Below are 26310 nucleotides of genomic sequence, written 5' to 3'. Positions count from 1 at the left end.
CCTTCCGGACGTGCGGTGGCGGGGGTGCCCGGCTCTGTCCGGTCCCCGCCCCTGCTGACCTGAGAGTGGACCATGAAGCGACACCTCGCCGCGCTCGGCCTGCTGGCCGCCGCCGTCTCCGCCGTCACCGCCGCGCCCGCGCAGGCCGCGCCGGCCGCCGCGCCGGCCGGCGCCCTGTTCGCCGACTGCCCGGCGCTGCCCGCGGGCGCCGACGCCGGCACCTGGACGTGCTACGCGCTCACCTCGTCCGACACCCTGCTGCGGTTCAACAAGATGAGCGCGCACACGACCGCGCCGGTGAAGCTGACGGTCGCTCAGGGCAAGGTGGGCGGGCAGGCCGTGGCGAAGGTGGGCGCGCTCCGCGCCGACCCGATCCCGTTCGTGACCGGCATCGCCGGCACCCCCGCCGAGATCCCGCACCCGCTCGGCTGGAAGGTGGAGATCAGCCCGACCGGGACGGTCGCGCCGGGCGCCCTCGTGCCGCACGAGCTCGGCCTCACCGCCCGCATCCTCGGGACGGGCCTCGGCGCGTCCTGCACCATCGGCCCCGCGAAGATCAAGACGGATCTGCAGTGGGTGCTGCCGTGGGTGGACGCCGACGGCCTGGCCTGGAAGCTGAAGGCCTACGACAGCGTGTACGCGCTGCCCGCCGCGAAGAACTGCAACGGCCAGGACCTCGCCGTCGACACCCTGATCGGCGTCCCCGCCAACGCCACCAGCAACCACTTCCAGGCCGACTGGACCCTGCACAGCAGTACTTACTGAGTCCCGGCCCGAAGTACTCGCCTGGCGGCTCGCACTTCGACCGCGCCTCTGGCGAGTGCGACCTCGCTTCGCGATCTGACCGGCGGAGGCTCGCCTGCGGCATCGCCTCCGCCGGTCAGGTAGCGCACTCGCGCGCGGGGTGCTGTCGTCGCGCGGGGTTCCGGCGGCTGGGCGGGGTATATCCGGTGGCCGGAAGGTTCCCGGGGTTGCGGAGGCGATGATGGCGCGGTGGGCTGAGCGGGTGTCCAGGGTCCGGGTGGTCGGGACCGGGGTGATGGGGCGCGGGATCGCGCAGCTCGCCGCGTCGGGCGGGCTCACCGTGGAGCTCGCCGACGTGCGGATGGACGCGATCGTGGCGGCCGTCCAGCGGCTCGGCGAGGTGTTCGCGCGGCAGGTCGCCAAGGGCCGGATGAGCGCGGCGGACGCCGAGGCGGCGATGGACCGGCTGATCCCCGTCGGCGACCCGCTCACCCCGCTCCAGGACTGCGACCTGGTGATCGAGGCGGTCCGCGAGGACCTCGGCGCCAAGCGCGACCTGTTCGCGGCGCTGGAGAAGGCGGCACCGGCGACGACCGTCCTCGCCACCAACACGAGCTCGCTGTCGGTCACCGCGATCGGCGCCGCGCTGGACGACCCGTCGCGGCTGGTCGGGCTGCACTTCTTCAACCCGGTGCCGCTGATGCGGCTGGTGGAGGTGGTGCCGGGCGCGCGGACGGCGCCGGGGCTGGTCGACGACCTCGCCGACCTGGTGCGGCGCCTCGGGCACGAGCCGGTCCGCGCGCCCGACACCCCGGGGTTCCTGGTCAACCACGCCGGGCGCGGGCTCGTCACCGAGGCGCTGCAGGTCCTGTCGGAGGGGGTCGCCGAGCCCGCCGACGTGGACCGGATCGCGCGCGACGTCCTCGGCCTGAAGATGGGACCGTTCGAGCTGCTCGACCTCACCGGCCTGGACGTGTCGCATCCGGTGCTGGAGAGCATCTGGGCCGGTTTCTACGGGGAGCCGCGCCTCCGCCCGTCCGCGCTCCTGCGCGCCCGCGCGGAGGCGGGCCTGCTCGGCCGCAAGACGGGCGAGGGCTTCTACGTCTACCGCGACGGGACGAAGGACGAGCCGGCCGAGCGGGAGGCGCCGAAGGCCGAAGCGCGGCCGGTCTGGCTGGCCGAGGACGTCCGCGAGACGCTCGGCGCGCTGCTCGGCACGAGCGGCGTCACCGTCGAGCAGGGCGACGCGCCGTCGGCGGGCGCCGTCGCGCTCGTCGCTCCGTGGGGGCGGTCGGCGCTGGACGCGGCGCGCGACGCGGGCCTGCCGGTCGAGCGGACGCTCGGCGTGGACCCGCTCGGCGGGTTCTTCGCCCGCGTCGTCCTCGCCGTCCACCCGGGCGTGGATCCGGCGGCTGGCCGCGCCGCGTGGGCGGCGCTCGCGGGGACGGGCCGGGCGGTCACCGTCGTGCGGGACGCGCCGGCGCCGGTGGCGCAGCGGCTGCTCGCCTCGATCGTCAACGTCGGCTGCGGCATCGCCGAGCAGCGCCTCGCCTCGCCCGCCGACATCGACACCGGCGTCCGGCTCGGCCTCGGCTACCCGCGCGGCCCCCTGGAGTGGGGCGACCACGCGGGCGCCGGGACCGTGCTGGAGGTGCTGCGCGGCCTCGCGGAGGCGACCGGCGACCCGCGCTACCGGCCGTCGCGCTGGCTCGCCGAGCGCGCCGGGCTCGGCCTGCCGCTGACCGGGCCCGGCACGTCGCCGGCGAGCCTGCTGGACTGACCGCCGCCGCCCGCGACCGGGTGGTCACCGCCGGTCGAGATGCGGCGTGTTGCGCACTTTCGATCTTCGGAGTGCGCAACACGCCGCATCTCAACGAGAGGTGACCGGGTGGTCAGGGCAGGGCGGGGACGCGCGGGGCGGCGTCGGTCCACCCGGCCTGGAGGTAGTCGATCACCTGGGACTTGCCCGGCAGCGCGGCGCGCGGGCCGGTCTGCTCGACGCGCTCGGCCAGCACGAGGGCGGTCCTCGGGTCGATGAGCAGGCGGAACACCGGGTCGGTCCCCGCCGGCGCGAGGACGAGGCCGAGGCCCTTGCGGCCGTAGGCGTCGGCGGCGGGACCGGTGAGCTTCACGCCGGGCGTCGCGGCGAGCGCCCGGTAGGCGACGCCGCGGACCTTCGGCGTGACGGGCGCGCTCGTCAGCAGGCCGGCGAGGCAGCCCTTCGTCCAGCCGCCCTTGGCGGCGAGGCCGAGGCGAGCGCGGAGCGCGGCGGCGTCGGCGGGCAGCGCGAGCGCCTGCGCGACCGTCATCCGCCGCTCGCAGAGAGCGAAGGAGGTGCCGGCGGAGCGGACGAGGGCGCCCGGCGCGGGCCCGGCGGACAGCGTCAGCATCTCCTGGCGGGCGGTGTCGGCGCGGCCGAGCTTCCAGACGCGCGGCGCGCCGTCGCGCTTCCAGGCGAGGGTGTCGGCGGCCGAGGCGGGGGCGGCGCCGACCGCGCGGACGCCCGACCAGGAGCGGCCGGTGCGGTCCGTCCACGTCTCCTCGACCTGCCGCTTCACCAGCCAGTACCGGTTGCTCTTCGGGCCGACCTGCACGCGCAGGTGGCGGACCGCCCGTACGTGCCAGTAGCGGCCGTCCGCCGGGGCCGCCTCGGCCGTCCCGGCGGCGGCGAGCAGGACGCTGCGCGCCGACACCGGCTGCGCCGCCGCCGGGTCCGGGGCGCGGGGCGCGGTGGTGCCCGACGACAGCGCGACCGCGCCGGTGACGGCGGCGGCGGTGGCCGCGAGGCCGAGCCCGGCCCAGGCGGGGCGCGGCACCCGGCGGCGCGGCCGGGCCGGCTCGGCGATCTCGTGGACGAGCCGGGCGCGGCCCGCGGCGGCGGTGCGCGGGGCCGGCTCCTCGTCCAGCAGGGTGGCGATCATCTGCAGTTCGTCCATGGTCATCGTCCTTGGGGGGTGAGGGCGGCGCGCAGCTCGCGGCGCGCGCGGTTGAGGCGGGACGCGACGGTCCCGGCGGGGACGCCGAGGGCGGCGGCGATCTCGGCGTGGGAGAGGCGCCCGAGCGCGACGAGCAGCACGACGTCGCGGTCGCGCTGCTTCAGCGCGGCGAGGGCGCGGGACAGGCCGGGCCGCGCGTCCGCGGCGGCGACGCGCGCCAGGACGCCGTCCTCGTGGCCGGGGGCGGGCGGCTCGGCGCCGACCCGGGCGAGCGCCCGGTAGCGGCGGGTCTCGGTGCGGCGGTGCCCGGCGACGAGGTTGGTCGCGATGCCGAACAGCCAGGGCCGGACGGCGCCGCGCGCGGCGTCGAAGGACGCGCGGCGGCGGAAGGCGGCCAGGAACGTCTCGGCGACGACGTCCTCGGCGGCGTCGGGGCCGAGGCGCCCGGCGACGTAGCGGTGGACGGCGGCGAAGTGCCGGTCGTAGATCTCGGTGAAGCGTTCGGGGTCGCGCAGCGACGCGGCGAGCGCGGCGCCGTCCGCGTCCGCGCCGGTATCGGTACCGGCGCGCGGATCGGTGTCGGGTACGGCCGTCACGCGGCCGCCCCGGTCGGGGGGTAGGGCACGGTTGCCTCCATGCGGTCGGTCTCACCGGTACTCCGCCGGTGGGACCGACCGCTTTCACGCTCCCATGCCCGCGAGGTCAGGAGGGCGCCCCCGCGGGGGGCTGCGGGCGGCCGCCGGTCCAGCCGCCGGCGCGGGTGGCGGCGTAGTCGATGACGAAGCCGGGCCTGCGGGCGCTGCAGGGGCCGCCCGGCTCGACCAGCTCGGTCTGGCGGGAGAGCAGCGCGCCCGTCCCCTGGTCGAAGACGAGGACGTCGCGCGCGCTGTAGCTCCCCTGCTGGGCCATCGCCGCCGGCTTTCTGGCGGGGAGCGGCGGGTAGGTCGTCCGTGGGGGGACGACCTGGGGGCAGGCGCGTCGTCCCCGGGGAGGACGGGGGCTCCGTCGCGGGGCGGAAACCGTCCCTGAGAAGAAGCCGTGCGGGAACCGGAATAGGGCGCTCAGGCGTCCTGTTGAGAGAGACGTCAGCAAAGTTGAGTGCGGTCGACTCAAGTCATTTGACAAGTCGCCCGGCGCGCGGCACCCTGACGCACGGACACTCCACCGGCCGGGGTCCGGCCGGACGGCGATAGCAGGCAAGAGCAACGACGGAGGACGAGAGACATGGCACGTGCGGTCGGCATCGACCTCGGGACGACCAACTCGGTCGTCGCGATCCTGGAGGGCGGCGAGCCCACCGTCATCGCCAACGCGGAGGGGTCGCGGACCACGCCGTCCGTCGTCGCCTTCGCCAAGAACGGTGAGGTGCTGGTCGGCGAGGTCGCCAAGCGCCAGGCGGTCACCAACGTGGACCGGACCATCCGGTCGGTGAAGCGCGAGATGGGCACCGACTGGAAGACCACCATCGACGGCAAGGACTTCACCCCCCAGCAGATCAGCGCGTTCGTGCTGCAGAAGCTGAAGCGGGACGCCGAGGCCTACCTGGGCGAGACGGTCACCGACGCGGTCATCACCGTGCCGGCGTACTTCTCCGACCACCAGCGCCAGGCGACCAAGGAGGCCGGCACGATCGCGGGCCTGAACGTCCTGCGCATCATCAACGAGCCGACCTCGGCCGCGCTCGCGTACCACCTGGAGAAGGAGAACGAGGCCACCATCCTCGTCTTCGACCTCGGCGGCGGCACCTTCGACGTGTCCCTCCTGGAGGTCGGCGACGGCGTGGTCGAGGTCAAGGCCACCTCCGGTGACAACCACCTCGGCGGCGACGACTGGGACAACGCGGTCGTGAACTGGCTGGTCGAGAAGTTCAAGAACGCCAACGGCGTGGACCTGTCCAAGGACAAGATGGCCCTGCAGCGCCTCCGCGAGGCGGGCGAGAAGGCCAAGATCGAGCTGTCCAGCTCGTCCGAGACGCAGATCAACCTGCCCTACATCACGGCCTCGGCCGAGGGCCCGCTGCACCTGGACGAGAAGCTCACCCGCGCCGAGTTCCAGCGCCTCACCGCGGACCTGCTGGAGCGCACGAAGGCCCCGTTCAACAACGTCCTGAAGGACGCCGGCATCTCGGTGTCGGGCATCGACCAGGTCGTCCTGGTCGGCGGCTCCACCCGCATGCCCGCCGTGTCCGAGCTCGTCAAGGAGCTGACCGGCGGCAAGGAGCCGAACAAGGGCGTGAACCCCGACGAGGTCGTGGCGATCGGCGCCTCGCTCCAGGCCGGCGTGCTGAAGGGCGAGGTCAAGGACGTCCTGCTGCTGGACGTCACCCCGCTGTCGCTCGGCATCGAGACCAAGGGCGGCATCTTCACCAAGATCATCGAGCGGAACACCACGATCCCGACCAAGCGCTCGGAGACCTTCACCACGGCCGACGACAACCAGCCGTCGGTGGAGATCCAGGTCTACCAGGGCGAGCGCGAGATCGCGGCCTACAACAAGAAGCTCGGCACCTTCCAGCTCACCGGCCTGCCGCCGGCGCCGCGCGGCGTCCCGCAGATCGAGGTCACCTTCGACATCGACGCCAACGGCATCGTCAGCGTCTCGGCGAAGGACCAGGGCACCGGCCGCGAGCAGTCGATGGTCATCACCGGCGGCTCGGCGCTGCCGAAGGACGACATCGAGAAGATGCAGCGCGAGGCCGAGCAGTACGCCGAGGAGGACCGCAAGCGCAAGGAGGAGGTCGAGGTCCGCAACCAGGCCGACACCCTCGCCTACTCCACCGAGAAGTTCCTGCGCGAGAACGACGAGAAGATCCCGGCCGAGCTGAAGACCGAGGTCTCCGACGCCGTCGCCGAGGTGAAGAAGGCCCTGGAGGGCACCGACACCGACGCGATCAAGACGAGCGCGGAGAAGCTCGCCACCGTCAGCCAGAAGATGGGCGCCGCGATGTACGCCCAGAACGCCGAGGGCGCGGCCGCGTCCGACGCCCCGCCGACCGCGGACGCGCAGGACGCGCCGCAGGACGACGAGGTCGTCGACGCCGAGATCGTGGACGACGACAAGCCGAAGGGCGGTGCCTGATCGTGACCTCTCCCGAGAACGGGGGCGAGGAGCAGGAGGGCCCGGTGATCCGCGACAACCGGCGGATCGACCCGCTGACGGGCGAGGTGCGGGACGCGGCGGCGACGCCGCCCCCGGCCTCCCCGGCCGGGGAGGCGCCCGCGGCGGACGGCGGTGAGGCGGCCGAGCTGACGCAGCGGCTCGCCGAGCGCACCGCCGACCTCCAGCGGCTCCAGGCCGAGTACGCCAACTACCGCAAGCGGGTGGAGCGGGACAAGGGCCAGCTCCGCGAGCACGCGGTCGGCAGCGTGCTGAACGACCTGCTGCCGATCCTGGACGACCTCGGCCGGGCCCGCGAGCACGGCGAGCTGACCGGCGGCTTCAAGTCGGTCGGGGAGGCCCTGGAGGCCACCACCGGCAAGCTCGGCCTGGAGCGGTTCGGCGAGGTCGGCGAGCCGTTCGACCCGAACGTGCACGAGGCCCTCATGCACTCCTACTCGCCCGACGTGACCGAGACCAGCGTGGTGAACGTGCTGCAGCCCGGCTACCGGATCGGCGAGCGGATCCTGAGGCCCGCGCGCGTCGCGGTCGCCGAGCCCGAGGAGGCGCCCGCGCCGGGCGCCGCGGGCACCGAAGAGCAGTGAACCCCGGCCGGCCCCGCCCTTCTGGGCGGGGCCGCCGCGGGGCAGGATCGAGACAACGCTGTGGCAGCTGAGGAGAGCGGGGCGCCGTGAGCACCAAGGATTATCTGGACAAGGACTACTACAAGGTCCTCGGTGTCTCGAAGACGGCCACGCAGGACGAGATCAAGAAGTCGTACCGCAAGCTGGCCCGCCAGTACCACCCCGACACCAACAAGGGCGACGCCGAGGCCGAGGAGCGCTTCAAGGAGATCTCCGAGGCGCACGCGGTGCTGTCGGACGACAAGCGCCGCAAGGAGTACGACGCGGTGCGCTCCATGCCCGGCGGGTTCCGCGGCGGGCAGCCGGGGGGCGGCGGCTTCGGCTTCGACCTCGGCGACCTGTTCGGCCAGCAGGGCACCGGGACCGCCGGCCAGCAGGGCGGCGGCATCGGCGACATCTTCGGCACCATCTTCAACCGGGGCGGCACCCGCACCACGACCGGGACGGGCGCGCGCCGCGCGCGGCGCGGCACCGACGTCGAGACCGACGTGACGCTGACGTTCGCCCGCGCGATGAACGGCGTGACCGTCCCCATCAAGCTGACGAGCGAGGAGGCGTGCCCGACCTGCCACGGCACCGGCGCCAAGTCCGGCACCGTCCCGCGGGTCTGCCCGAACTGCGAGGGCACCGGGCAGGAGACCCGCAACCTCGGCAAGTTCGGGTTCTCCGAGCCGTGCCACATCTGCCACGGCCGCGGCCTCGTCGTCGACGACCCGTGCCCGACCTGCAACGGCAGCGGCCGCGCGGTCGGCTCGCGCACGATCCAGGCGCGGATCCCCGCCGGCGTCGCCGACGGGCAGAAGATCCGGCTGAAGGGCAAGGGCGCGCCCGGCGAGAACGGCGGCCCGAACGGCGACCTGTACGTCAACATCAAGGTGCGGCCGCATCCGGTGTTCGGCCGGAGCGGCGACAACCTGACGCTGGACGTGCCGGTGACGTTCGCCGAGGCCGCCCTCGGCGGCGAGGTGAAGGTGCCGACGTTCCAGGGCCAGCCGGTGACGCTGCGGCTGCCCGAGGGCACCCCGAACGGCCGGGTGCTGCGCGTCAAGGGCCGCGGCGCGGCCCGCCGCGACGGCACCAAGGGCGACCTGCTGGTCACCGTGGACGTGCAGATCCCGCAGAAGCTCGACGAGCGGACGCGCGCGGCGCTGGAGCAGCTGCGCGCCGAGGGCGAGGGCGACGACCTGCGCGGCGAGCTGCTCGCCAAGGCCCGGGAGGAGTAGGTGAAATGGACGTCTTCGGGGATGACACCCCTGTCTATGTGATCTCCGTGGCGGCGGAGCTGTCCGGGTTGCACCCGCAGACGCTGCGCACCTACGACCGGCTCGGCCTGGTCTCGCCCGGCCGCACGGCCGGGCGGGGCCGCCGCTACTCCATGCGCGACATCGTGCTGCTCCGGGAGATCCAGCGGCTCTCCCAGGAGGAGGGCGTCAACCTGTCGGGCATCAAGCACATCCTCCATCTCCAGCGCGACAACGTCCGGCTCCACGACGAGCTGGCCAAGGCGCACCGCGCCCTGGAGGAGATGGCGAGCGAACTCGAATCGACGCGGGCCGTCGCCGCGCGCCTCGCGCAGCAGCAGCGGCGCGGCGGTGACACCGGCGGGGCCCCCGGTTCCGACCTGGTCCCGATCCGCCGCACCAGCGTCGTCGTCTGGCACGAACGTAGCCAGGACTAGGTCCCGGCCCCACCCGATCTTCCGCGCACCGGCAGGTGGCGCGCGCCCGGTCCCGCCGCGCGGCGGGGCCCGGCACCGGTTTCTCATCACGGGGAGCTTGCAGACATGAACAACGAGATGACTTTGAAGAGCCGGGAGGCGATGTCGGTCGCGATCCGGCGGGCCGCCTCCGAGGGCCACCCCCAGATCGAGCCGGCGCACCTGCTGGCGGGGCTGCTCGCGCAGCCCGAGGGCACCACCGCGCCGCTGCTGGAGGCGGTCGGCGCCGACCCGGCGGTGGTCCGCCGGCTGGCCGAGGAGCAGCTGTCGCGGCTGCCGAAGGCGAGCGGCTCCACCGTCCCCGAGCCGCGGATCTCCGGGCAGCTCCAGCGGGTCCTCGCGACCGCCGGGCACCGCGCCGAGGAGCTCCAGGACCAGTACGTCTCCACCGAGCACCTGCTCGTCGGCCTCGCCGCCGACGGCGGCCCCGTCGCGACGCTGCTGGCGGACGCGGGCGCGACGCCGCAGGCGCTGCTGGACGCGTTCGAGAAGGTCCGCGGGCACCAGCGCGTCACCTCGGAGAACCCCGAGGAGACCTACCAGGCGCTGGAGAAGTACGGCGTCGACCTCACCGAGCGGGCCCGCGCCGGCGGCCTGGACCCCGTCATCGGCCGCGACACCGAGATCCGCCGCGTCGTGCAGGTGCTGTCGCGGCGCACCAAGAACAACCCGGTGCTGATCGGCGAGCCGGGCGTCGGCAAGACCGCCGTCGTCGAGGGCCTCGCGCAGCGCATCGTCGCGGGCGACGTGCCCGAGTCGCTGCGCGGCAAGCGGCTGGTCTCGCTGGACCTGTCCTCGATGGTCGCGGGCGCCAAGTACCGCGGCGAGTTCGAGGAGCGGCTGAAGGCCGTGCTCACCGAGATCAAGGAGTCCGGCGGGCAGGTCGTCACGTTCATCGACGAGCTGCACACCATGGTCGGCGCGGGCGCCGCCGAGGGCGCGATGGACGCCGGCAACATGCTGAAGCCGATGCTGGCGCGCGGCGAGCTGCGCATGATCGGCGCGACGACGCTGGACGAGTACCGCGAGCGGATCGAGAAGGACCCGGCGCTGGAGCGCCGCTTCCAGCAGGTCCTCGTCGGCGAGCCGTCGGTGGAGGACTCCATCGCGATCCTGCGCGGGCTGAAGGGCCGCTACGAGGCGCACCACAAGGTGCAGATCAGCGACTCGGCGCTCGTCGCCGCGGCGACGCTGTCGGACCGCTACATCACCGCCCGGTTCCTGCCCGACAAGGCCATCGACCTGGTGGACGAGGCGGCGTCCCGGCTCCGCATGGAGATCGACTCCCAGCCCGTCGAGGTCGACGAGCTGCAGCGCGCCGTGGACCGGCTGAAGATGGAGGAGCTGAACGTCGCCAAGGACGCCACCGACGCCGGCAAGGCCCGGCTGGAGCGCCTCCGCCGCGACCTCGCCGACAAGCAGGAGGAGCTGGACGGGCTCGTCGCCCGCTGGCAGCGCGAGAAGGAGTCGCTGAACCGCGTCGGCGAGATCAAGGAGCGGCTCGACGCGGCCCGCGGCGAGGCCGAGCGGGCGCAGCGCGACGGCGACCTGGAGACGTCCTCGCGGCTCACCTACGGCGAGATCCCCGAGCTGGAGAAGCGGCTCCAGGAGGCCTCGCAGGCCGCCGACGAGCGCGACGCGATGGTGAAGGAGGAGGTCGGCCCGGACGACATCGCCGACGTGGTGGCGTCCTGGACGGGCATCCCCGCCGGGCGGCTGATGCAGGGCGAGACCGAGAAGCTGCTCCGCATGGAGGACGAGCTCGGCCGCCGCCTCATCGGCCAGTCCGCCGCCGTGCAGGCGGTGTCGGACGCGGTGCGGCGCGCCCGCGCGGGCGTCGCCGACCCCGACCGGCCGACCGGGTCGTTCCTGTTCCTCGGCCCGACCGGCGTCGGCAAGACCGAGCTGGCGAAGGCGCTCGCGGAGTTCCTGTTCGACGACGAGCGGGCCATCACCCGCATCGACATGAGCGAGTACGCCGAGAAGCACTCGGTGGCGCGGCTCGTCGGCGCCCCGCCCGGCTACGTCGGCTACGAGGAGGGCGGCCAGCTCACCGAGGCCGTCCGGCGCCGCCCCTACTCGGTGGTGCTGCTCGACGAGGTGGAGAAGGCGCACCCGGAGGTCTTCGACGTCCTGCTGCAGGTCCTGGACGACGGCCGGCTGACCGACGGGCAGGGCCGCACCGTCGACTTCCGCAACACGATCCTGATCCTGACGTCCAACCTCGGGTCGCAGTTCCTGGTGGACCCCGACCTGCCCGACGCCGCCAAGCGCGAGTCGGTCATGGCGACGGTCCGCACGGCGTTCAAGCCGGAGTTCCTGAACCGGCTCGACGACGTGATCCTGTTCGACGCGCTGTCGACCGCCGAGCTGACCCGGATCGTGGACCTGCAGATCGACGCGCTGGCGCGGCGCCTCCGCGACCGGCAGCTCACGCTGACGGTCACCGACGCCGCCCGCGAGTGGCTCGCGCTGACCGGCTACGACCCGCTGTACGGGGCGCGGCCGCTCCGCCGGCTGGTGCAGACCGCGATCGGCGACCAGCTCGCGCGGGCGCTGCTGTCGGGCGCGGTCCGCGACGGCGACGAGGTGCTGGTCGAGCTGGACCCGGCGGCCGACCGGCTCACCGTCGGCACCGCCCAGGGCGTCCCGACGGCCTGACCGGGCCGGGCGGGCCGCTCCCCCAGGGGGCACAATGACACCTGGAACGGATCATTTCCCCCGGGCGGAGAGCCGACGAGCGTGACCATCCAACTGAGCGGCGGCGCGGAGCGGGCGATCCTGGACGCGGTGGCGCTGGCCACCGCGTCCGGCCGCGCCCTGGCCGAGCCGATCCACCTGCTGCCGTCGCTGGCCGGGCAGGCGGCGGCGCTGCTCCGCTCGATCGGCGCCGACCCCGAGGCGCTGCGCGCGGCGGCGCTCCGCCGGGTCGAGGCGCTGCCGCCCGGCCCCGGCGGGGCGGCGGGCCGCGACGCCCGGCTGGCGCGCAGCGGCGTCCTCGTCACCACGATCGCCGCGCAGCACGCGCGCGAGCTCGGCGACCCGCGGATCGAGTCCGCGCACCTGCTGATCGGCCTGTTCGAGGCCGACAACATCTGCCGGTTCCTGCTCGGGCAGGAGGGCGCCGACACCCGGCGGCTGCGGGAGGGCATCGCCCGCGCCCAGGCCGCGACGCTCGTCCCCGGGCCCGCGCCCGCCGCGGCGCCCGTCCCGGCGCCCGAGCCGCTGCCGCCGCACCTCACCGACCTCGCCGAGGGCGCGGGCCCGGCGTTCGGCCGGGACGAGGAGCTGCGGCGGCTGATCAGCGTCCTCAACCGGCGCGACCGGGCGAACCCGCTGCTCGTCGGGGAGGCGGGCATCGGCAAGCGCGCCATGCTGAACGCGCTCGCGACGCTGGTCGCGCCGGCGCGGATGGCGGCGCTCGACCCGAAGGTGCTCGGCGGGACCGGCCCCGCCGCCCGCGAGCGGCTGGACGAGCTGCCCGGCCTCCTGCGGGGCGGCATCCTCGTGCTGGACAACCTGTCGTCCGCCGACGCCGACGGCCCCGCGGCCGTCGCGCTCGCGGCGCTGCTGGAGCACGGCGGCTTCCGCGTCGTCGCCACGATGACGCCCGGCTCGCACACCGCCTGGCTGCGCCGGCACCCCGACCTCATGCGCCGGTTCCGGCTGCTCCAGGTGAGCGACCTCAGCGCCGACAGCGTCCTCGCGGTGCTGCGCGCGATGCGGCCGCGCTACGAGGAGCACCACCGGCTGGAGATCGGCGACGACGCGCTCGTCGCGGCCGCCGCGCTGTCGGCGCGGCACCTGCCGGGCGCCCAGCCGGAGAAGGCCCTGGACCTGCTGGACGAGGCCGCCGCGCAGCTGCGGATGGACACCACGATGCTGCCGGCCGCCGCCGAGCGGCCGCACGCCCCCGACGCCTACCTGGACCTGCTGACCGACGCGGTCGCCGGCAACGCCGCGCACCTCGCGACGCTGCACGACGCGCTGCAGCGGCACCGCGCGCGGCCGCCGGCGACGACCGAGCTCACCGCGGGCGACGTCGCGGGCGTGCTCGTCGACCTCGCCGGGCTGCCCGCCCCGGCCGGCCCGGTCCCGGTCCGGGAGGAGAACCTGTGGCCGGGCGACCCGCGCCAGCTCGGCCGCTACCGGATCGTGCGGCGGCTCGGCGAGGGCGGGCAGGGCGTCGTCTACCTCGGCGAGGCGCCGGCCGGCGGCCTGGTGGCGATCAAGATGCTGCACGCGGAGGTGACCCGCAACCCGGCCGCGCACGAGCGGTTCGAGCGGGAGGTCGCGGCGGCGCAGCGGGTCGCCTCGTTCTGCACCGCGCAGGTGCTGGAGTCGGGCGTGGAGGGGCGCCGCCCGTACGTGGTGAGCGAGTTCGTGGACGGGCCGTCGCTGCGCGAGTCGATCGAGGAGGGCGGCACCCGGGCGGGCGCCGCCCTGGACCGGCTGGCGATCGGCACCATCACCGCGCTCGCCGCGATCGCCGAGGCGGGCATCGTGCACCGCGACTTCAAGCCCGACAACGTGCTGCTCGCGCCGGACGGGCTGCGCGTCATCGACTTCGGCATCGCGCGGGCCCTGGACACCTCGGCGTCGGTCACCGGGCAGATCATCGGGACGCCCGCCTACATGGCGCCCGAGCAGTTCCGCGGCGGCAACGTCGGCCCGGCCGCGGACGTGTTCGCGTGGGCGTGCACGCTCGTGTACGCGGCGATCGGGCGGCCGCCGCACGGCTCCGGCCCCATCCCGGAGATCATGTACAACAAGGTCAACGGCGTGCAGGACCTCGGCGACTTCCACCGGCTGGCCTCGCCGGCGCTCGCCGCGCTGGTGGAGGCGGCGCTGCGGCTGGACCCGGCCGGGCGGCCGTCGCCGCGGCGGATCCTGCTGTCCCTGCTCGGCCGTCCCGACCAGGGCGCGGCGGGGCTGCTCGCCGAGGGCGCGGCCGTCGCGACGCGGCGGCTGGACGAGTGAGGCGGGCCCGTCAGGTGCGGCGGGCGCGCTCGGGGAAGTCGCAGAAGGCCAGGCGCCGGTCGAAGACGGTGCCCGCGCCGCACTGGAAGGTGATCAGCATCCCGTCGCCGCCGCACTGGTAGAAGCGGGCCGGGTCGCCCGGGTCGGTGATGTACACCCAGTCGTCGATGCGGCTGCCGTGCGGCGGGCAGGGGCCGTCCAGCACGTCCGGCTTCGGCGGCGGGGCCGCCGCGGCCGGCGTGGCGGCGGCCAGCAGGGCCGCGGCCACCAGCAACGGGGTGTACTTCCGCATCGCACCACCTCTCGGTACCGGGCGCCGTCCGCCGGCGCCCGGCGGACGAGTACCCGGCGGCCGGCGCCGCTAAACACGAAGGGTGCCCGATCGGTCACGGATGGTTCACCGATGGGCGGAAGGCGGGATCGGCAGGCGGTCGAGCGGCCGGTGCGACGGCGGGAGCGCCGCCGTGGCGGCCGCGAGGGCGGCGACGGCCAGCGCCGCGACCGTCCTCCGCCGCGCCCTGCCGCCGCGCCGCCGGTTCTGAGCCTCCATGGAACCCCCTCACCTCACCCGTCCCTCCGACGCTAAGCGTCGCGGTCCCGGCCCGACATAGGCGGGGCCCCCGAACAGGGGTGGGGCTACCTCCACCCGCCGCCGGTGACTCCCGTCACCGCGATGACGAGCGCGGCGTAGCCGATGGGACGCGGCTGAGTACGGACCGCACGGAGGTAAGTCCTTCGAACCGTTGGACGGGGAGGGGCGCGGTCCGCTAGAGAGGCGGAATGACCGCTTTGGTAATCGGGCCCCTGCTCCGGCACGTCGGCGAGCACACCGCGACGATCTGGGTGGAGACCGCCCGGCCGTGCGAGGTGCGCGTCACCGGCGACGGCGTCGACGCGGCGGCGCCGACGTTCACCGTGCACGGGCACCACTACGCGCTGGTCGAGGTGGGCGGCCTGCCGGCCGGCGCGCGGATCCCCTACGAGGTGGCGCTCGACGGCGAGCGGGTCTGGCCGGAGGAGAGCACCCGGTTCCCGCCGAGCGCGCTGCGGACGCTGGACCCCGGCAGCGGCCTCGCCCTGTCGTTCGGGTCCTGCCGCCGGTCGCCCGGAACGGTCGAGATGTACGGGGTGGACGTCCTGTCGGCCCTCGCGCACGGGCTGACCGAGGGCACCGCCGAATGGCCGGACGCGCTGCTCATGGTCGGCGACCAGGTGTACGCCGACGAGATCAGCGACGAGATGCGGCAGTTCGTGCACGCCCGGCGCCCCGCCGGGCAGGAGCCGGTCGACGAGATCGCCGACTACGAGGACTACACCCGCCTGTACGCGCTGGCCTGGCGCGAGGACCCGGCGGTCCGCTGGCTGCTGTCCACCCTGCCCACCTTCATGATCTTCGATGACCACGACGTCCGGGACGACTGGAACACCTCCCACACGTGGCGGCGGCAGATGTGGGAGACGTCCTGGTGGCGGGACCGCATCGTCGGCGGCATCGCCTCCTACTGGGTCTACCAGCACCTCGGGAACCTCGACCCGGCGGAGCGCGCCGGCGACGCCGTCTACCGGGCGGTCCGCGAGGCGGCCGAGAAGGGCGAGGACGCCGGCGCGCTGCTGGACGCGTTCGCCGAGCGCGCCGACAAGGAGCCGTCCTCCGCCCGGTGGAGCTACGCGCACGACTGGGGCGGCACCCGCCTCGTCGTCGTCGACAGCCGCTGCTCGCGGCTGCTGACCCCCGAGCGCCGCGGCATGCTCGACGACGAGGAGTTCGCCTGGCTCGACGGGCGGCTCCAGGGCGGCGTCGACCACCTGCTCGTCGCCAGCTCGCTGCCCTACCTGCTGGCGCCCACGATCCACCACGCCGAGGCGTGGAACGAGGCCGTCGCCGAGGGCGCCTGGGGGCGCCGCGCCGGGACCTACGGCGAGAAGCTGCGGCAGGGCGCCGACCTGGAGCACTGGGGCGCGTTCGGCGCGTCCTTCGAGCGGGTCGCCCGCGACATCGTCGCCGTCGGCCGGGGCGAGCGCGGCGCCGCGCCCGCGACCATCGCGTTCCTGTCGGGCGACGTCCACTACTCCTACGTGGCGCGGGTGACCTCCCCCGGCACCGCGTCCGAGATCGTGCAGCTCGTCTGCTCGCCGCTGCGCAACCCGCTGCCGCCGAGCTTCCGGTTCGCGCAGCGCGTCGGCACGATGCGCGGCCTCGCGGTGATCCCGCGCCTGCTGGCGCGCTGGGCCAAGGTGCCGCGGCCGCCGCTGAAGTGGCGGCTGACCGACGGCCCCTGGTTCGACAACGCCGTCGCGACCGTGCGCGTGGACGGGCGCGAGTGCCGCGTCCAGTGGGACACGCCCGCCTCCGAGACCGCCGTGAAGCGGCTCGCGCAGGTGCGCGTCACCGGGTGAGGGAGGGCCCGCCGCGCCCCCTCGCCGCGGCGGGCCCCCTCGATGACCACCGGCGCCGTCCCCCCAGCCCCTCGCGGGGCGCCGGCGCCGGTGGCGGTCAGGGCGTGCGGACCAGGTCGAGCGCCGCCGGCAGCGTGGCGGGCATCGGCTCGGACCGCACCACCAGGTCCGTCTCTCCGACGGCGAGCGCGAGCGCGCGCCGCACCTCGGCGACGGGCCGGTCCAGGCCGGCCGGGACGAGCGCGGCGACGCGCCCCGAGCCGAGCAGCGCGAGCGTCTCCCCGCCCTGGAACAGCGCCCGCAGCTCGTGGCCGACGACGACGGCGCGGGCGAGCCGCCGCCACGGTTCCAGGCCGCCGGGCAGCTCGACGAGCATGAGGGCGTGGGTGTCGGCGGCGGCCGTGCCCGGCGCGCCGCCGAGCGCGGCGGCCGTCCGGTACAGCTCGGTCAGCCGGCTGCCGAGGTAGGCGGGCGTCATCAGGCCGGTCAGCGGGTCCTCGCAGGTCGCGGCGGGCGGCGGCAGGCCCGCCTCGACCCAGCCCTCGGCGGCGCAGCGCACCAGCGTGAGGGGCGGGTCGGGCCAGCGCAGCTCGGCGAACAGCGCGCCGAGGTCGTCGAGCGTCTCGCCGATGCCGACGCCGGCGCGGCCCCGCGCCCGGCCGAGCCGCACGCACGCGACGCCCATCCCCTCGCCCTGGCAGACCGCCGAGACGACCGTCTCCACGGCGGGCGTCCACCAGTCGGCGGGCAGCGACCAGCCGCCGCCGGCGCTCCGCGTCCGCCACCGCTCGCGCAGGTCGTCGGGCCGGGGTTCGGGGCGGCCGCCCGGTCGCGGGCCGCTCCACAGGTACGCCATCGCGCTCCCGTTTCCTCTCTCGGTGCCATCGGCACATGTCCTGAAGGTGCGTCCTTTCGCACCTCTCACGCCGAACCGGTCCGGTGATGACGCGGGATGCGCCATCATTTTCCGCGACGCAAGGTGTTCATCCGGTCACCATGCGCGAGCGCCGGGCGAGGAGGCCCCTGTTGAGCAACGCCACGCCCCCGGCCGGGCCGGCGCCGGCCGAGCCGAGCGACGCGGCGCTGATCGCGCTCATCCGGGACGGCGACGCGGGCGCCTACGGGCCGCTCTACGAGCGCCACCTCGCCGCCGCGCGCGGCCTCGCCCGGCACCTGGTCGGCGGGGACGCCGCCGAGGACGCGGTGCAGGAGACCTTCACCAAGATCCTGGACGTGCTGCGCCGGGGCGGCGGCCCGCGGGCGGGGTTCCGGCCGTACCTGCTGACCTCGGTCCGCAACACCGTCTACGACCGCTACCGGGGCGACAAGCGCGTGCAGGCCACCGACCGGACCGAGCTGCTCGACCAGGGCGTCCCGTTCGACGACCCGGCGCTCGCCGGGCTGGAGCGGTCCCTGATCGTGCGGGCCTTCCGGTCGCTGCCCGAGCGCTGGCAGGCGGTGCTCTGGCACACCGAGATCGAGGGCGCGAAGGCCGCCGAGGTCGCGCCGCTGCTCGGCCTCACCGCCAACGGCGTCGCCGCCCTCGCCTACCGGGCGCGCGAGGGGCTCCGCCAGGCGTACCTGCAGATGCACCTCGCCGAGCCGGACGCGCCGCTGGTGCGCGCCGAGGGCGTCCCGGCCGGCACCGAGGAGTGCCGGCCCGCGCTGGACAAGCTGGGCGCGTACGTGCGCGGCGGCCTCGCCAAGCGCGACGCGCGGGCCGTCGAGGCCCACCTGGACGAGTGCGCCCGCTGCGCGGCGATCCACGCCGAGATCGCCGACGTCAACGGGACGCTGCGCGAGGGCGTCGGCCCGTTCGTGCTCGGCGCCGCGGGCGTCCTGTACCTGGCGGCGGCCGGGCACGGGGGCGGCGCGGCGGTCGGCGCGAAGCTGCTGGCATGGTTCCGGCACCTGCCGAAGCGGCAGCAGCAGGTGCTGAGCGGCACGACGGGCGCGGCGGCGGTGGCGGCCGCGGCGGCGGCGATGCTGCTGGTGTCGGGCACCTCGCCCGTCCAGCGCCCCGCGCCGCGCCCGCAGCCGAACCCGCCCGCGGCCGTGGCGCCGGCGAAGCCGGACCCGAAGCCGAGGGCGCCGCGCGCCGCGCCCGCACCGCCGCCCGCCGCCGCTCCGAAGCCGGTGGCGAAGCCCGTGGCGAAGGCGGCCCCGGAACCGCCCGCGCCGTCCCCCTCCGCGTCCGCGTCCACCCCGGCGCCGCCGCCCGACCTGACGGCGCGCATCGGCGCCGTCGGAACGCTGCTGCGCGGCCGGGACGGCATCGTCGCGATGTCGGTCGCGAACGCGGGCAAGGCCCCCTCGAAGGACGTCGTCGCCGACGTGACGCTGCCCCCGGACGTCGCCTACGCGGGCGGTGCGACCGGGCGCGAGGCGGCGCGCTTCACCCCGGCCCGCGAGCCGGGCGACGGCTGGTCGTGCCGCCCGTCAGGACCGCGCACGGTGCGCTGCACGCACGCGCCGCTCCCCGCGCGCGCGACGGCGTCGGCCTACCTCGGCGTGCAGGTCGGCGCGGCCGCGCCCTACGGCACGCCGCCCACCGTGACGCTGCGCGGAGGCCGGGGACTCCGCACCGCCACCGCCGACGCCGGGGTGGCCGCCGACGGGATGCGCGCGCGGTTCGCCGCCGACGGGCACGTCCGCACCGTCCAGACCGGCAACGCGCTGCTCGGCTGCGACCCCGAAGAGGACGGCTGCCGCGCGGCGATGGCGCGCAAGGGGGACCGCCGCGACGACGACTTCTTCGACATGCGCCCGGTCGACCGCGACGCCGACCCCGCCACGTCCTCCTCCAGCGCGGCGCGGCTGGACGTGCCGGCGGGCGGCCGCGTGCTGTGGGCGGGCCTGTACTGGTCGGGCGTGGCGGGCGACGCCGCGCGCCGCGACGGCGCGTCCGCGAAGCTGCGCGCGCCCGGCGGCTCCTACACGACGGTCCGGGCGGCGGAGGTGCGGCGCGGGCGGCTGCCCGACTTCACCGTCTACCAGGCGTTCGCCGACGTGACGGCGCTCGTCCGCGCGGGCGGCGGCGGGACCTGGTGGGGCGCCGACGTGCCGACCGTCGCGGGCGCCGCGCACTACGCCGGCTGGGCGCTGGTCGCGGTCGTCGAGGACCCGGCCGGCCCCTACCGCCAGGCCATGGTCCTGGACGACGCGCGGGCGCTCGGCCCGGACGGGCCGCGGCGCCTGGAGGTGTCGCTGAACGGGCTGGTCGCGGGGGCCGGGACGGCGCGGATCGGGCTGGTCGCCTGGGAGGGCGACGCGGGCCTCGCCGGCGACCGCCTCGCGGTGGGTGGCGCCGCGCTCACTCCGCAGAGCGGTGATCAGTTGAATGACAACATTCTGGACTCATCGGCCGCCGGAGCTATCGACGCGAACCTCACTTTTGGGATAGATGTGGATTACTTCGCAGTCGCTCTCGGGCGGCGGCCCGCCGTCACGCTCTCCACAGGTCAGGACGCCTTCCTGACCGGGGTCGTGACGGTGACCGCGCCCATGCGGAGTTGAAATCCCGGTCGGGCCCCGGCTACGACTGAACCCCGCCGCCGATCCTCCCCGTAAAGATCATGGGGAAGTATCCCGACAGAAAGGAACGGCTGGTAACGTCCGCGCTGACATCCAGGGCCACCGGTGCGCTCGCGCCGCCGACCGGTGGCGGACCGCACGGTCGTCGGCACGGTCGTCGACCGCTCGCCGACGCGGCGCCGCCAGGCCGCGAGCGTCTTCCCCGAGCGGTGCAGGGCGCCGGCGGAGCCGACCCGCCGTACCGCCCTGCGGAACGGGCCGGTTTCACTACGCTGGGAGGTCCGGGGCCGCTCGCCGGTCCGGATCCCCGAGGAGCCGGGAAGTGCGCGATCAGGGGTGCTCCAATGGTCACCCTCGTCAATCCGACCGTGGAGTGGACGTGCTGAGAGGTCTCCTGTTGAGGAAGGGCGGTGTCCCATGGACCGCTGCGCGCTGTTCGTAGACGCCGGCTACCTGCTGGCCGACGGCGCCATGGCCGTGCACGGCACCCGGCACCGCGAGACCGTCTCGTGGGACTTCGGCGGCCTGCTCCAGCTGCTCGGCAACCTGGCCCGCGAGCGCACCGGCATGCCGCTGCTGCGCTGCTACTGGTACGAGGCGACGGTCGAGGGCCGGCGCGCCCCCGAGCACGAGGCGCTCGCCGACCTGCCCGGCCTCAAGCTGCGGCTCGGCCGCATCCGCCCCGGCCGCCGCGAGGGCGTGGACACCGAGATCCACCGCGACCTCATGGCGCTCGCCCGCAACGGCGCGCTCGCCGACGCCGTCCTGGTCAGCGGGGACGAGGACCTCGCGCGGGTCGTCGCCGACGCCCAGGACCTCGGCGTCCGGGTCACCGTCGTGCACGTCGCGGTCGACGGCAACTGGACCATCTCGCGGGTGCTGCGCCAGGAGTGCGACGACCTCATCGAGATCGGCTCGGGCCACCTGCGGCCCTACGTGAACCTGCTCGCCGGCATGGACTCCGGCTCCTCCGGCGCCCCCGCGCTGCCCGCCGCGCCGCTGTCCAACGGGCACGGCAGCGGCGGCGGCGCGTCGCTCGGCGCGCTGTCGGCGGCCGCCGGCGGCGGCCCGCCCCCGTCCTCGCCGCTCACCGTCCCGCCGCCCGCCTCCCCCGCGCCGAACCTCGGCGCCGGCGGCTCCGGCGGGTACGTCCCGAGCCACGCCGGCTCGGCCGGGCTCGGCCCGGCCGGCCTGGGCGGTTCCGGGCTCGGCACGCCGGGCGCGGGCTCGTCCGGCGCGGGCCTGACCGGCTCCGGCCTCGGCGGCTCCGGCCTCGGCACGTCGGGCCTCGGCGCGTCCGGGCTCGGCGGCGCGGGCCTCGGCTCGTCCATCGGCGCCCCGCCCGGCGTGCCGCAGCAGGCCGCGCCGATGCCGCCGGCCCCCGCCCCGGCCGCGACGCCGCAGACCATGAACCCGCTGCCGACGACCCCGCCGGCGAGCGCCGCCCCGCAGTACGCCCCGCCCCTCGCCGCCCCCGCCCCGCACGGCCCCTACACCGGCCCGCAGCAGATCTCGCCCGTCCCGGTGCAGCAGCAGAGCACCCCGACGCTGTCGGACGCGGTGAAGGCCGCCCACCAGGAGGGCCAGGACTTCGGCGAGTCCGTCGCCCGCGACGCCCCGGCGCTCTGGCTGGAGGCGGTCCTCGCCCGCAAGCCGCGGATGCCGTCCGACCTGGAGGCGCGGCTGCTGCAGGGCTCGTCGCTGCCCATCGACTTCCTGCTGCACGACGAGGTGCGGCACGCGCTGCGCCGCGGCTTCTGGGACGCCCTCGAACGTTCCCGCAGGTGACGGGCGTCCCCGGGGACCCGTACGTGTAGAACATTCACGATCATCGGAATTCGCCCGCTTCGGCCGCCGGACGGCGGGTAGCGTGGAACCGTGACGCATGTGACGGAAGACGATCTCGACGACCTGGAGTTCGACACCCTGCGCACCGGCGATCACGTCACCGCGGCCCGGCGGCTCGGCGAGCTGGCCGAGGCCAGGTCGGGCGGGGTGTCGCGGGCCAACGTGCTGCTGCGCGCCGGCGAGCAGTGGCAGCACGCCGGCGACCACCGCCGGGCCGCCGACTACTACCGCCGGGCGGTGCAGGACGGCGGCGAGACCTACGGCGACCCGCGCGCCTACCTGGCCGACGCGCTGTTCGAGCTGAAGGAGGCCGACGAGGCCCGCGCCCTCGTCGCGCAGATCCGCGCCGACGCCCCCCGCGACCCCGAGGTGTACCGCGCCGTCGCCGAGGTGCTCTACGCGCAGGGCGACGCGGCGGGCGCGCACGAGTGGGCGACGAGCGGCGCCGACGTCATCCTCGCCCTCCGCGACCGCGCGGTCGGCACCGGCGTGGGCGGCCCCGGCGAGGGCGCGCCCGACCCGGACGAGCTCGCGCTCGCCGAGGACAGCCTGGAGGCGCTGCTGCGGCTGCGCTACCGCGCCCGCGTCGACCTCGGCCGCGGCGAGGACGACTACGACGCGCTCCTCGACGACCTGCTGAAGAACGCCTGACCCGCGCGCCCTACAGCGTCGCGATCAGCTCGCCGAGCGCCTGCGCGATCGTGACGGGCGGCTCGTGCTCCGCCACCGGCCAGCCGCGCAGCCGCGCCTCGCGCGCCGCCTGCTCGCACCCGGCCGCGCCGTGCGTGCGCAGGTAGCCGCAGGGCGCCTCCGGCCAGTCCGCCGGGACGGCCACGGGCGGCGCCGCGTCCGAATGATCATGCTCGCGGCGCGGGCGGGGCAGCGCGGCGTCCACGAAGACGTAGCCGCCGACCTTGCGGTGCGCGGCGCGCTGCGCCAGCGCCACCGCGGGCAGCAGCGGCCCGGCGGCGCCGTGCCCGACCAGCACCAGCGGCACCGCCGGATCGGTCGCCGCGATGATCAGGGAGGCGCGGGCGACGTACCCGGCGCCGGCGTCCGGCACGGTCGGGGCGACCACGTCGAGGCCGTAGGAGCGCAGCATCTCGGGCAGATCGCCCCAGGCGGCGGCGGTGCCGCCGGGCGCGTGCAGCAGCACCAGTGTCCCGGGCGTCATGCGCTCGACCTCCGACCCCATCTCGCGGGGCCGGGCCCCTCGGACGCCCGTAACCGTACACGCCCGCCGCGGGCCGGGCGCGGGTACGCGGGCACCGGCCGGGGTGAATAGGCTTCCCGCTGTGAGCGATCGCGAGGAACTGCTGCAAGAGATCAAGGACCGGGCCGTCGTGCACGGCGACTTCACCCTGTCGTCGGGGCGGCGCGCGTCCTGGTACGTGGACCTGCGCCGGGTGACGCTGGACGGCGCCGCCGCGCCGCTCGTCGGCCGGGTCATGCTGGACGCGACCGCGGACCTGGACTACGACGCCGTCGGCGGCCTCACCCTCGGCGCCGACCCCGTCGCCACCGCGATGCTGCACGCCGCCGCCGCGCGGGGCCGCCGGCTGGACGCGTTCGTGGTGCGCAAGGCCGACAAGCGGCACGGGCTGCAGCGCCGCATCGAGGGACCGGACGTGGCGGGCCGCCGCGTCCTCGCCGTCGAGGACACCTCCACGACGGGCGGGTCGGTGCTGACGGCCGTCGAGGCGCTCCGCGCGGCGGGCGCGGAGGTCGTCGCGGTGGCGACCATCCTGGAGCGCGGCGCCGCGCCGCGCATCGCCGCGGAGGGGCTGGAGTACCGCCACCCCTACACCGTCGCCGACCTCGGGCTGGACTAGCCCCGCCGCCGGGCGCCGGGCGGCGCGGCCGGGGTCAGCCCTTCGCCGGGACGAACCACTCGCCGCGCTGCCCCGCCGGGCGCGCCTGCGCCTTGCCGTAGATCGTCACCTGCACGAGGCCGCCGTCGTTGGCGACGACGTTCAGCGGCGCCTGCGCGTACTGGCGGCCCTCGCCGGGGTTCAGCAGGCCGTGGTAGAGCACCTCGTTGCTGCCCGCCACGGTGATCGTCACGAACGTCGCCTTGCCGCCCTGGCCCTTGATGACCAGGGGCAGCGGGCCGCCGGCGGAGGACTCGGGCGCCTTCGCGCCGGGCGAGACCGCCTTCGAGGCGGAGGCGGACGCGCCGGGGGGCGGCGCGGCCTTGTCCGAGCTGGACGTCAGCGCGTTCACCAGGGCGATACCGCCGACCACGAGCAGCGCTAAGGCCGCCACCACGGCAATGGCCGCGATCAGTATGCGCGCTAGACCCCTGGGGTCCGACCGATGACGTCCCACATGGGGAGGTTAGCGATAACTGTCACCGCTGAGCGACGGACGGGACTCTTCAGGGACATTCTTATTCGGACCGTTGCCCTTCCCCCCGCGGCCCCGCATCATCTCGCGGACGATCGGGATCACCGACAGGATCAGGATGACCGCGACGCCCGGCAGGATGTAGCGCTCGATGTTCGGCACCCGGGTGCCGAGGAAGTGGCCGAGCAGGAACAGCGCGTCCGTCCAGACGATGCCGCCGATGGCGTTCCAGACGAGGAACTTGCGGGCGTCCATGCCGAGCATGCCCGCCAGGGGGTTCAGGAACGTGCGCACGATCGGGATGAAGCGGGCGAGCAGCACGGCCTTGGCGGGGCCGAAGCGGTTGAAGTAGTGCTCGGCCTTCTCCACCCACTCCTGCTTGAAGATGCGCGAGTCGGGGCGGTCGAACAGCTTGCGGCCGTAGCGGGCGCCGAGCCAGTGCCCGAGCTGGGCGCCGGCGATCGCGGCGATCGGGCCGCCGATGAGCAGCCAGGGCAGCGAGAGCGGCTCGAAGTGCTCCCCCTGCACCTCCGTCACCGCGGTCAGGATGCCCGCCGTGAACAGCAGCGAGTCGCCGGGCAGGATGCAGCCGAACAGCAGGCCGGTCTCCGCGAAGATGATGGCGAGGACGCCGATCGTCGCGAAGGTGCCGAACAGCGCCAGCCACGCCGTCGGGTGCAGCCATTCGGTGATGTCAAGGGGAATGAGCGCGAGATCCACGCTGTGAGCGTACCCGCCGGGGGCGCCCGCTTTCCGGGACTCGGCGCACCCGGGGCGAACCCGGGACGAACGGACCCGCATCGGGCGGCCCGGGGTTCCGGACACCCCGAGGGCCGCCCCCCGCTGGTGTGCGGCGGGAAAAACGAGATACTGGCCGTGGACGGCATGCCACTCCCGTTCCGCGCGCCCGGGAGCCCTGACCTGGAGCTGCGCGGGAGGGTGCGACCCACCGCCCGGCCGGACGCCCGGCGGCACCACCGCGAACGAAAGGACTTCCACATGCCCATCGCGACCCCCGAGGTCTACGCGGAGATGCTCGACCGTGCCAAGCGCGAGGGCTTCGCCTACCCCGCCATCAACGTGACGTCCAGCCAGACGCTGAACGCCGCGCTGCGCGGGTTCGCCGAGGCCGAGAGCGACGGCATCGTCCAGGTGTCCACCGGCGGCGCCGAGTACCTGTCCGGGCAGTCGGTGAAGAGCATGGTCGTCGGCTCGGCGGCCCTCGCCGAGTACGCCAACGTCGTGGCGGCCGAGTACGGCGTGAACATCGCGCTGCACACCGACCACTGCCCGAAGGACAAGCTGGACGGCTTCATGCGGCCGCTCATCAAGATCTCGCAGGAGCGGGTGGCGCGCGGCGAGCAGCCGCTGTTCCAGTCGCACATGTGGGACGGGTCGGCCGTGCCGCTGGACGAGAACCTGCGGATCGCCGCCGAGCTCCTCACCGAGTGCGCCAAGGCGAACATCATCATGGAGATGGAGATCGGCGTCGTCGGCGGCGAGGAGGACGGCGTCGCCAACGAGATCAACGAGAAGCTGTACACCACGGTCGGCGACGCGCTGGACACCGCCAAGGCCGTCGGCGTCGGCGAGAAGGGCCGCTACATCCTGGCCGCGACGTTCGGCAACGTGCACGGGGTGTACAAGCCGGGCTCGGTCAAGCTGCGCCCGGAGGTGCTGAAGGAGATCCAGGACGCGGTCGGCCGCGAGTACGGCAAGGACAAGCCGTTCGACCTGGTCTTCCACGGCGGCTCGGGCTCGTCGCTGGAGGAGATCCGCGAGGCCGTCTCCTACGGCGTGGTCAAGATGAACGTCGACACCGACACCCAGTACGCCTTCACCCGCCCGGTCGCCGACCACATGCTGCGCAACTACGACGGCGTGCTGAAGATCGACGGCGAGGTCGGCAACAAGAAGCAGTACGACCCGCGCTCCTACGGCAAGGCCGCCGAGGCGGGCATGGCCGCGCGCGTCACCGAGGCGTGCGAGAGCCTCCAGTCGGCGGGCCGCTCGCTCAAGAAGTAGGTTCCGGACGGGGCCGGGACGCCGCGCGCGTCCCGGCCCCCTT

Annotated in this window: 23 protein-coding genes; 14 read left to right on the top strand and 9 right to left on the bottom strand. The window is 75.1% G+C overall.

Features of this window, described 5'->3' with window-relative positions; translation table 11 throughout:
* Positions 1-72: 72 nt before the first annotated feature.
* Positions 73-765 carry a hypothetical protein gene (locus tag K1Y72_RS06470; RefSeq protein WP_220164180.1) on the top strand — a complete coding sequence of 231 codons (693 nt, stop codon included), beginning with the start codon at positions 73-75 and terminating at the stop codon, positions 763-765.
* A 217-nt stretch (positions 766-982) separates the two neighbouring features.
* Positions 983-2524, top strand: a complete 1542-nt coding sequence (locus K1Y72_RS06465) for a 3-hydroxyacyl-CoA dehydrogenase (RefSeq protein WP_308286931.1) — start codon at positions 983-985, stop codon at positions 2522-2524.
* Between the two features lie 112 nt (positions 2525-2636).
* Here the strand turns inward: K1Y72_RS06465 and K1Y72_RS06460 are convergent, their stop codons facing one another.
* The 3 genes from K1Y72_RS06460 to K1Y72_RS06450 form a co-directional block, all read right to left on the bottom strand.
* Positions 2637-3680, bottom strand: coding sequence for a CU044_5270 family protein (locus tag K1Y72_RS06460; RefSeq protein ID WP_220164176.1), 1044 nt, complete (start codon positions 3678-3680; stop codon positions 2637-2639).
* A gap of 2 nt (positions 3681-3682) precedes the next feature.
* Entirely contained in the window at positions 3683-4276 is a 594-nt protein-coding gene (locus K1Y72_RS06455) for an RNA polymerase sigma factor (RefSeq protein WP_220164174.1), read from the bottom strand.
* Positions 4277-4382: 106 nt separating this feature from the next.
* Positions 4383-4589 carry a hypothetical protein gene (locus tag K1Y72_RS06450; protein WP_220164172.1) on the bottom strand — a complete coding sequence of 69 codons (207 nt, stop codon included), beginning with the start codon at positions 4587-4589 and terminating at the stop codon, positions 4383-4385.
* A gap of 315 nt (positions 4590-4904) precedes the next feature.
* On the opposite strand from K1Y72_RS06450, the gene dnaK reads away from it, so the two are divergent.
* The 6 genes from dnaK to K1Y72_RS06420 all read left to right on the top strand — a co-directional run bounded on the left by dnaK (position 4905) and on the right by K1Y72_RS06420 (position 14117).
* Positions 4905-6758 (top strand): molecular chaperone DnaK, encoded by a 1854-nt coding sequence (gene dnaK, locus K1Y72_RS06445; protein WP_220164169.1) that lies wholly within the window; start codon positions 4905-4907, stop codon positions 6756-6758.
* A 2-nt stretch (positions 6759-6760) separates the two neighbouring features.
* Positions 6761-7381 carry a nucleotide exchange factor GrpE gene (gene grpE, locus K1Y72_RS06440; protein ID WP_220164167.1) on the top strand — a complete coding sequence of 207 codons (621 nt, stop codon included), beginning with the start codon at positions 6761-6763 and terminating at the stop codon, positions 7379-7381.
* Between the two features lie 86 nt (positions 7382-7467).
* Positions 7468-8643: a molecular chaperone DnaJ gene (gene dnaJ / locus K1Y72_RS06435; protein ID WP_220164165.1), complete on the top strand. Its 1176-nt coding sequence runs from the start codon at positions 7468-7470 to the stop codon at positions 8641-8643.
* A gap of 5 nt (positions 8644-8648) precedes the next feature.
* Entirely contained in the window at positions 8649-9098 is a 450-nt protein-coding gene (locus K1Y72_RS06430; protein ID WP_220164163.1) for a heat shock protein transcriptional repressor HspR, read from the top strand.
* 105 nt (positions 9099-9203) lie between these two features.
* Complete coding sequence (gene clpB / locus K1Y72_RS06425; protein WP_220164160.1) at positions 9204-11798, top strand: ATP-dependent chaperone ClpB; 2595 nt, start codon at positions 9204-9206, stop codon at positions 11796-11798.
* Between the two features lie 81 nt (positions 11799-11879).
* Positions 11880-14117: a protein kinase domain-containing protein gene (locus K1Y72_RS06420; protein WP_220164158.1), complete on the top strand. Its 2238-nt coding sequence runs from the start codon at positions 11880-11882 to the stop codon at positions 14115-14117.
* 10 nt (positions 14118-14127) lie between these two features.
* On the opposite strand, the gene K1Y72_RS06415 is transcribed toward K1Y72_RS06420, so the two are convergent.
* Positions 14128-14409, bottom strand: a complete 282-nt coding sequence (locus tag K1Y72_RS06415) for a chitin binding peritrophin-A domain-containing protein (protein WP_220164156.1) — start codon at positions 14407-14409, stop codon at positions 14128-14130.
* A gap of 105 nt (positions 14410-14514) precedes the next feature.
* Positions 14515-14667 (bottom strand): hypothetical protein, encoded by a 153-nt coding sequence (locus K1Y72_RS06410; RefSeq protein WP_220164153.1) that lies wholly within the window; start codon positions 14665-14667, stop codon positions 14515-14517.
* A gap of 230 nt (positions 14668-14897) precedes the next feature.
* Here K1Y72_RS06410 and K1Y72_RS06405 point away from each other — a divergent pair, with 230 nt between their 5' ends.
* Entirely contained in the window at positions 14898-16514 is a 1617-nt protein-coding gene (locus K1Y72_RS06405) for an alkaline phosphatase D family protein (RefSeq protein WP_220164151.1), read from the top strand.
* 97 nt (positions 16515-16611) lie between these two features.
* On the opposite strand, the gene K1Y72_RS06400 is transcribed toward K1Y72_RS06405, so the two are convergent.
* Positions 16612-17370 carry a hypothetical protein gene (locus K1Y72_RS06400; protein ID WP_220164150.1) on the bottom strand — a complete coding sequence of 253 codons (759 nt, stop codon included), beginning with the start codon at positions 17368-17370 and terminating at the stop codon, positions 16612-16614.
* A gap of 170 nt (positions 17371-17540) precedes the next feature.
* Between K1Y72_RS06400 and K1Y72_RS06395 the strand changes: the two genes are divergently transcribed.
* The 3 genes from K1Y72_RS06395 (at position 17541) to K1Y72_RS06385 (ending at position 22547) form a co-directional block, all read left to right on the top strand.
* On the top strand, positions 17541-20030 hold the full coding sequence (locus K1Y72_RS06395; protein WP_258571994.1) for a sigma-70 family RNA polymerase sigma factor: 2490 nt from the start codon (positions 17541-17543) through the stop codon (positions 20028-20030).
* A gap of 435 nt (positions 20031-20465) precedes the next feature.
* Entirely contained in the window at positions 20466-21836 is a 1371-nt protein-coding gene (locus K1Y72_RS06390; RefSeq protein ID WP_220164146.1) for an NYN domain-containing protein, read from the top strand.
* Between the two features lie 90 nt (positions 21837-21926).
* Complete coding sequence (locus tag K1Y72_RS06385) at positions 21927-22547, top strand: tetratricopeptide repeat protein (RefSeq protein ID WP_308286930.1); 621 nt, start codon at positions 21927-21929, stop codon at positions 22545-22547.
* Positions 22548-22557: 10 nt separating this feature from the next.
* On the opposite strand, the gene K1Y72_RS06380 is transcribed toward K1Y72_RS06385, so the two are convergent.
* Positions 22558-23070, bottom strand: a complete 513-nt coding sequence (locus tag K1Y72_RS06380; RefSeq protein WP_220164144.1) for a hypothetical protein — start codon at positions 23068-23070, stop codon at positions 22558-22560.
* Between the two features lie 121 nt (positions 23071-23191).
* Between K1Y72_RS06380 and pyrE the strand changes: the two genes are divergently transcribed.
* Positions 23192-23728, top strand: a complete 537-nt coding sequence (pyrE, locus tag K1Y72_RS06375; RefSeq protein ID WP_220164142.1) for an orotate phosphoribosyltransferase — start codon at positions 23192-23194, stop codon at positions 23726-23728.
* Between the two features lie 34 nt (positions 23729-23762).
* On the opposite strand, the gene K1Y72_RS06370 is transcribed toward pyrE, so the two are convergent.
* The gene (locus K1Y72_RS06370) at positions 23763-24161 is read right to left on the bottom strand and encodes a hypothetical protein (RefSeq protein ID WP_308286929.1); all 399 of its coding nucleotides are present in this window, start codon (positions 24159-24161) and stop codon (positions 23763-23765) included.
* A gap of 72 nt (positions 24162-24233) precedes the next feature.
* Positions 24234-24962, bottom strand: coding sequence for a DedA family protein (locus K1Y72_RS06365; RefSeq protein ID WP_308286928.1), 729 nt, complete (start codon positions 24960-24962; stop codon positions 24234-24236).
* A 279-nt stretch (positions 24963-25241) separates the two neighbouring features.
* Between K1Y72_RS06365 and fbaA the strand changes: the two genes are divergently transcribed.
* The gene (gene fbaA / locus K1Y72_RS06360; RefSeq protein ID WP_220164136.1) at positions 25242-26267 is read left to right on the top strand and encodes a class II fructose-bisphosphate aldolase; all 1026 of its coding nucleotides are present in this window, start codon (positions 25242-25244) and stop codon (positions 26265-26267) included.
* Positions 26268-26310 lie beyond the last annotated feature (43 nt).

This window comes from Actinomadura parmotrematis, assembly GCF_019458805.1.
GTDB lineage: Bacteria > Actinomycetota > Actinomycetes > Streptosporangiales > Streptosporangiaceae > Spirillospora > Spirillospora parmotrematis.
This window is presented reverse-complemented; position numbering and strand designations above follow the sequence as displayed.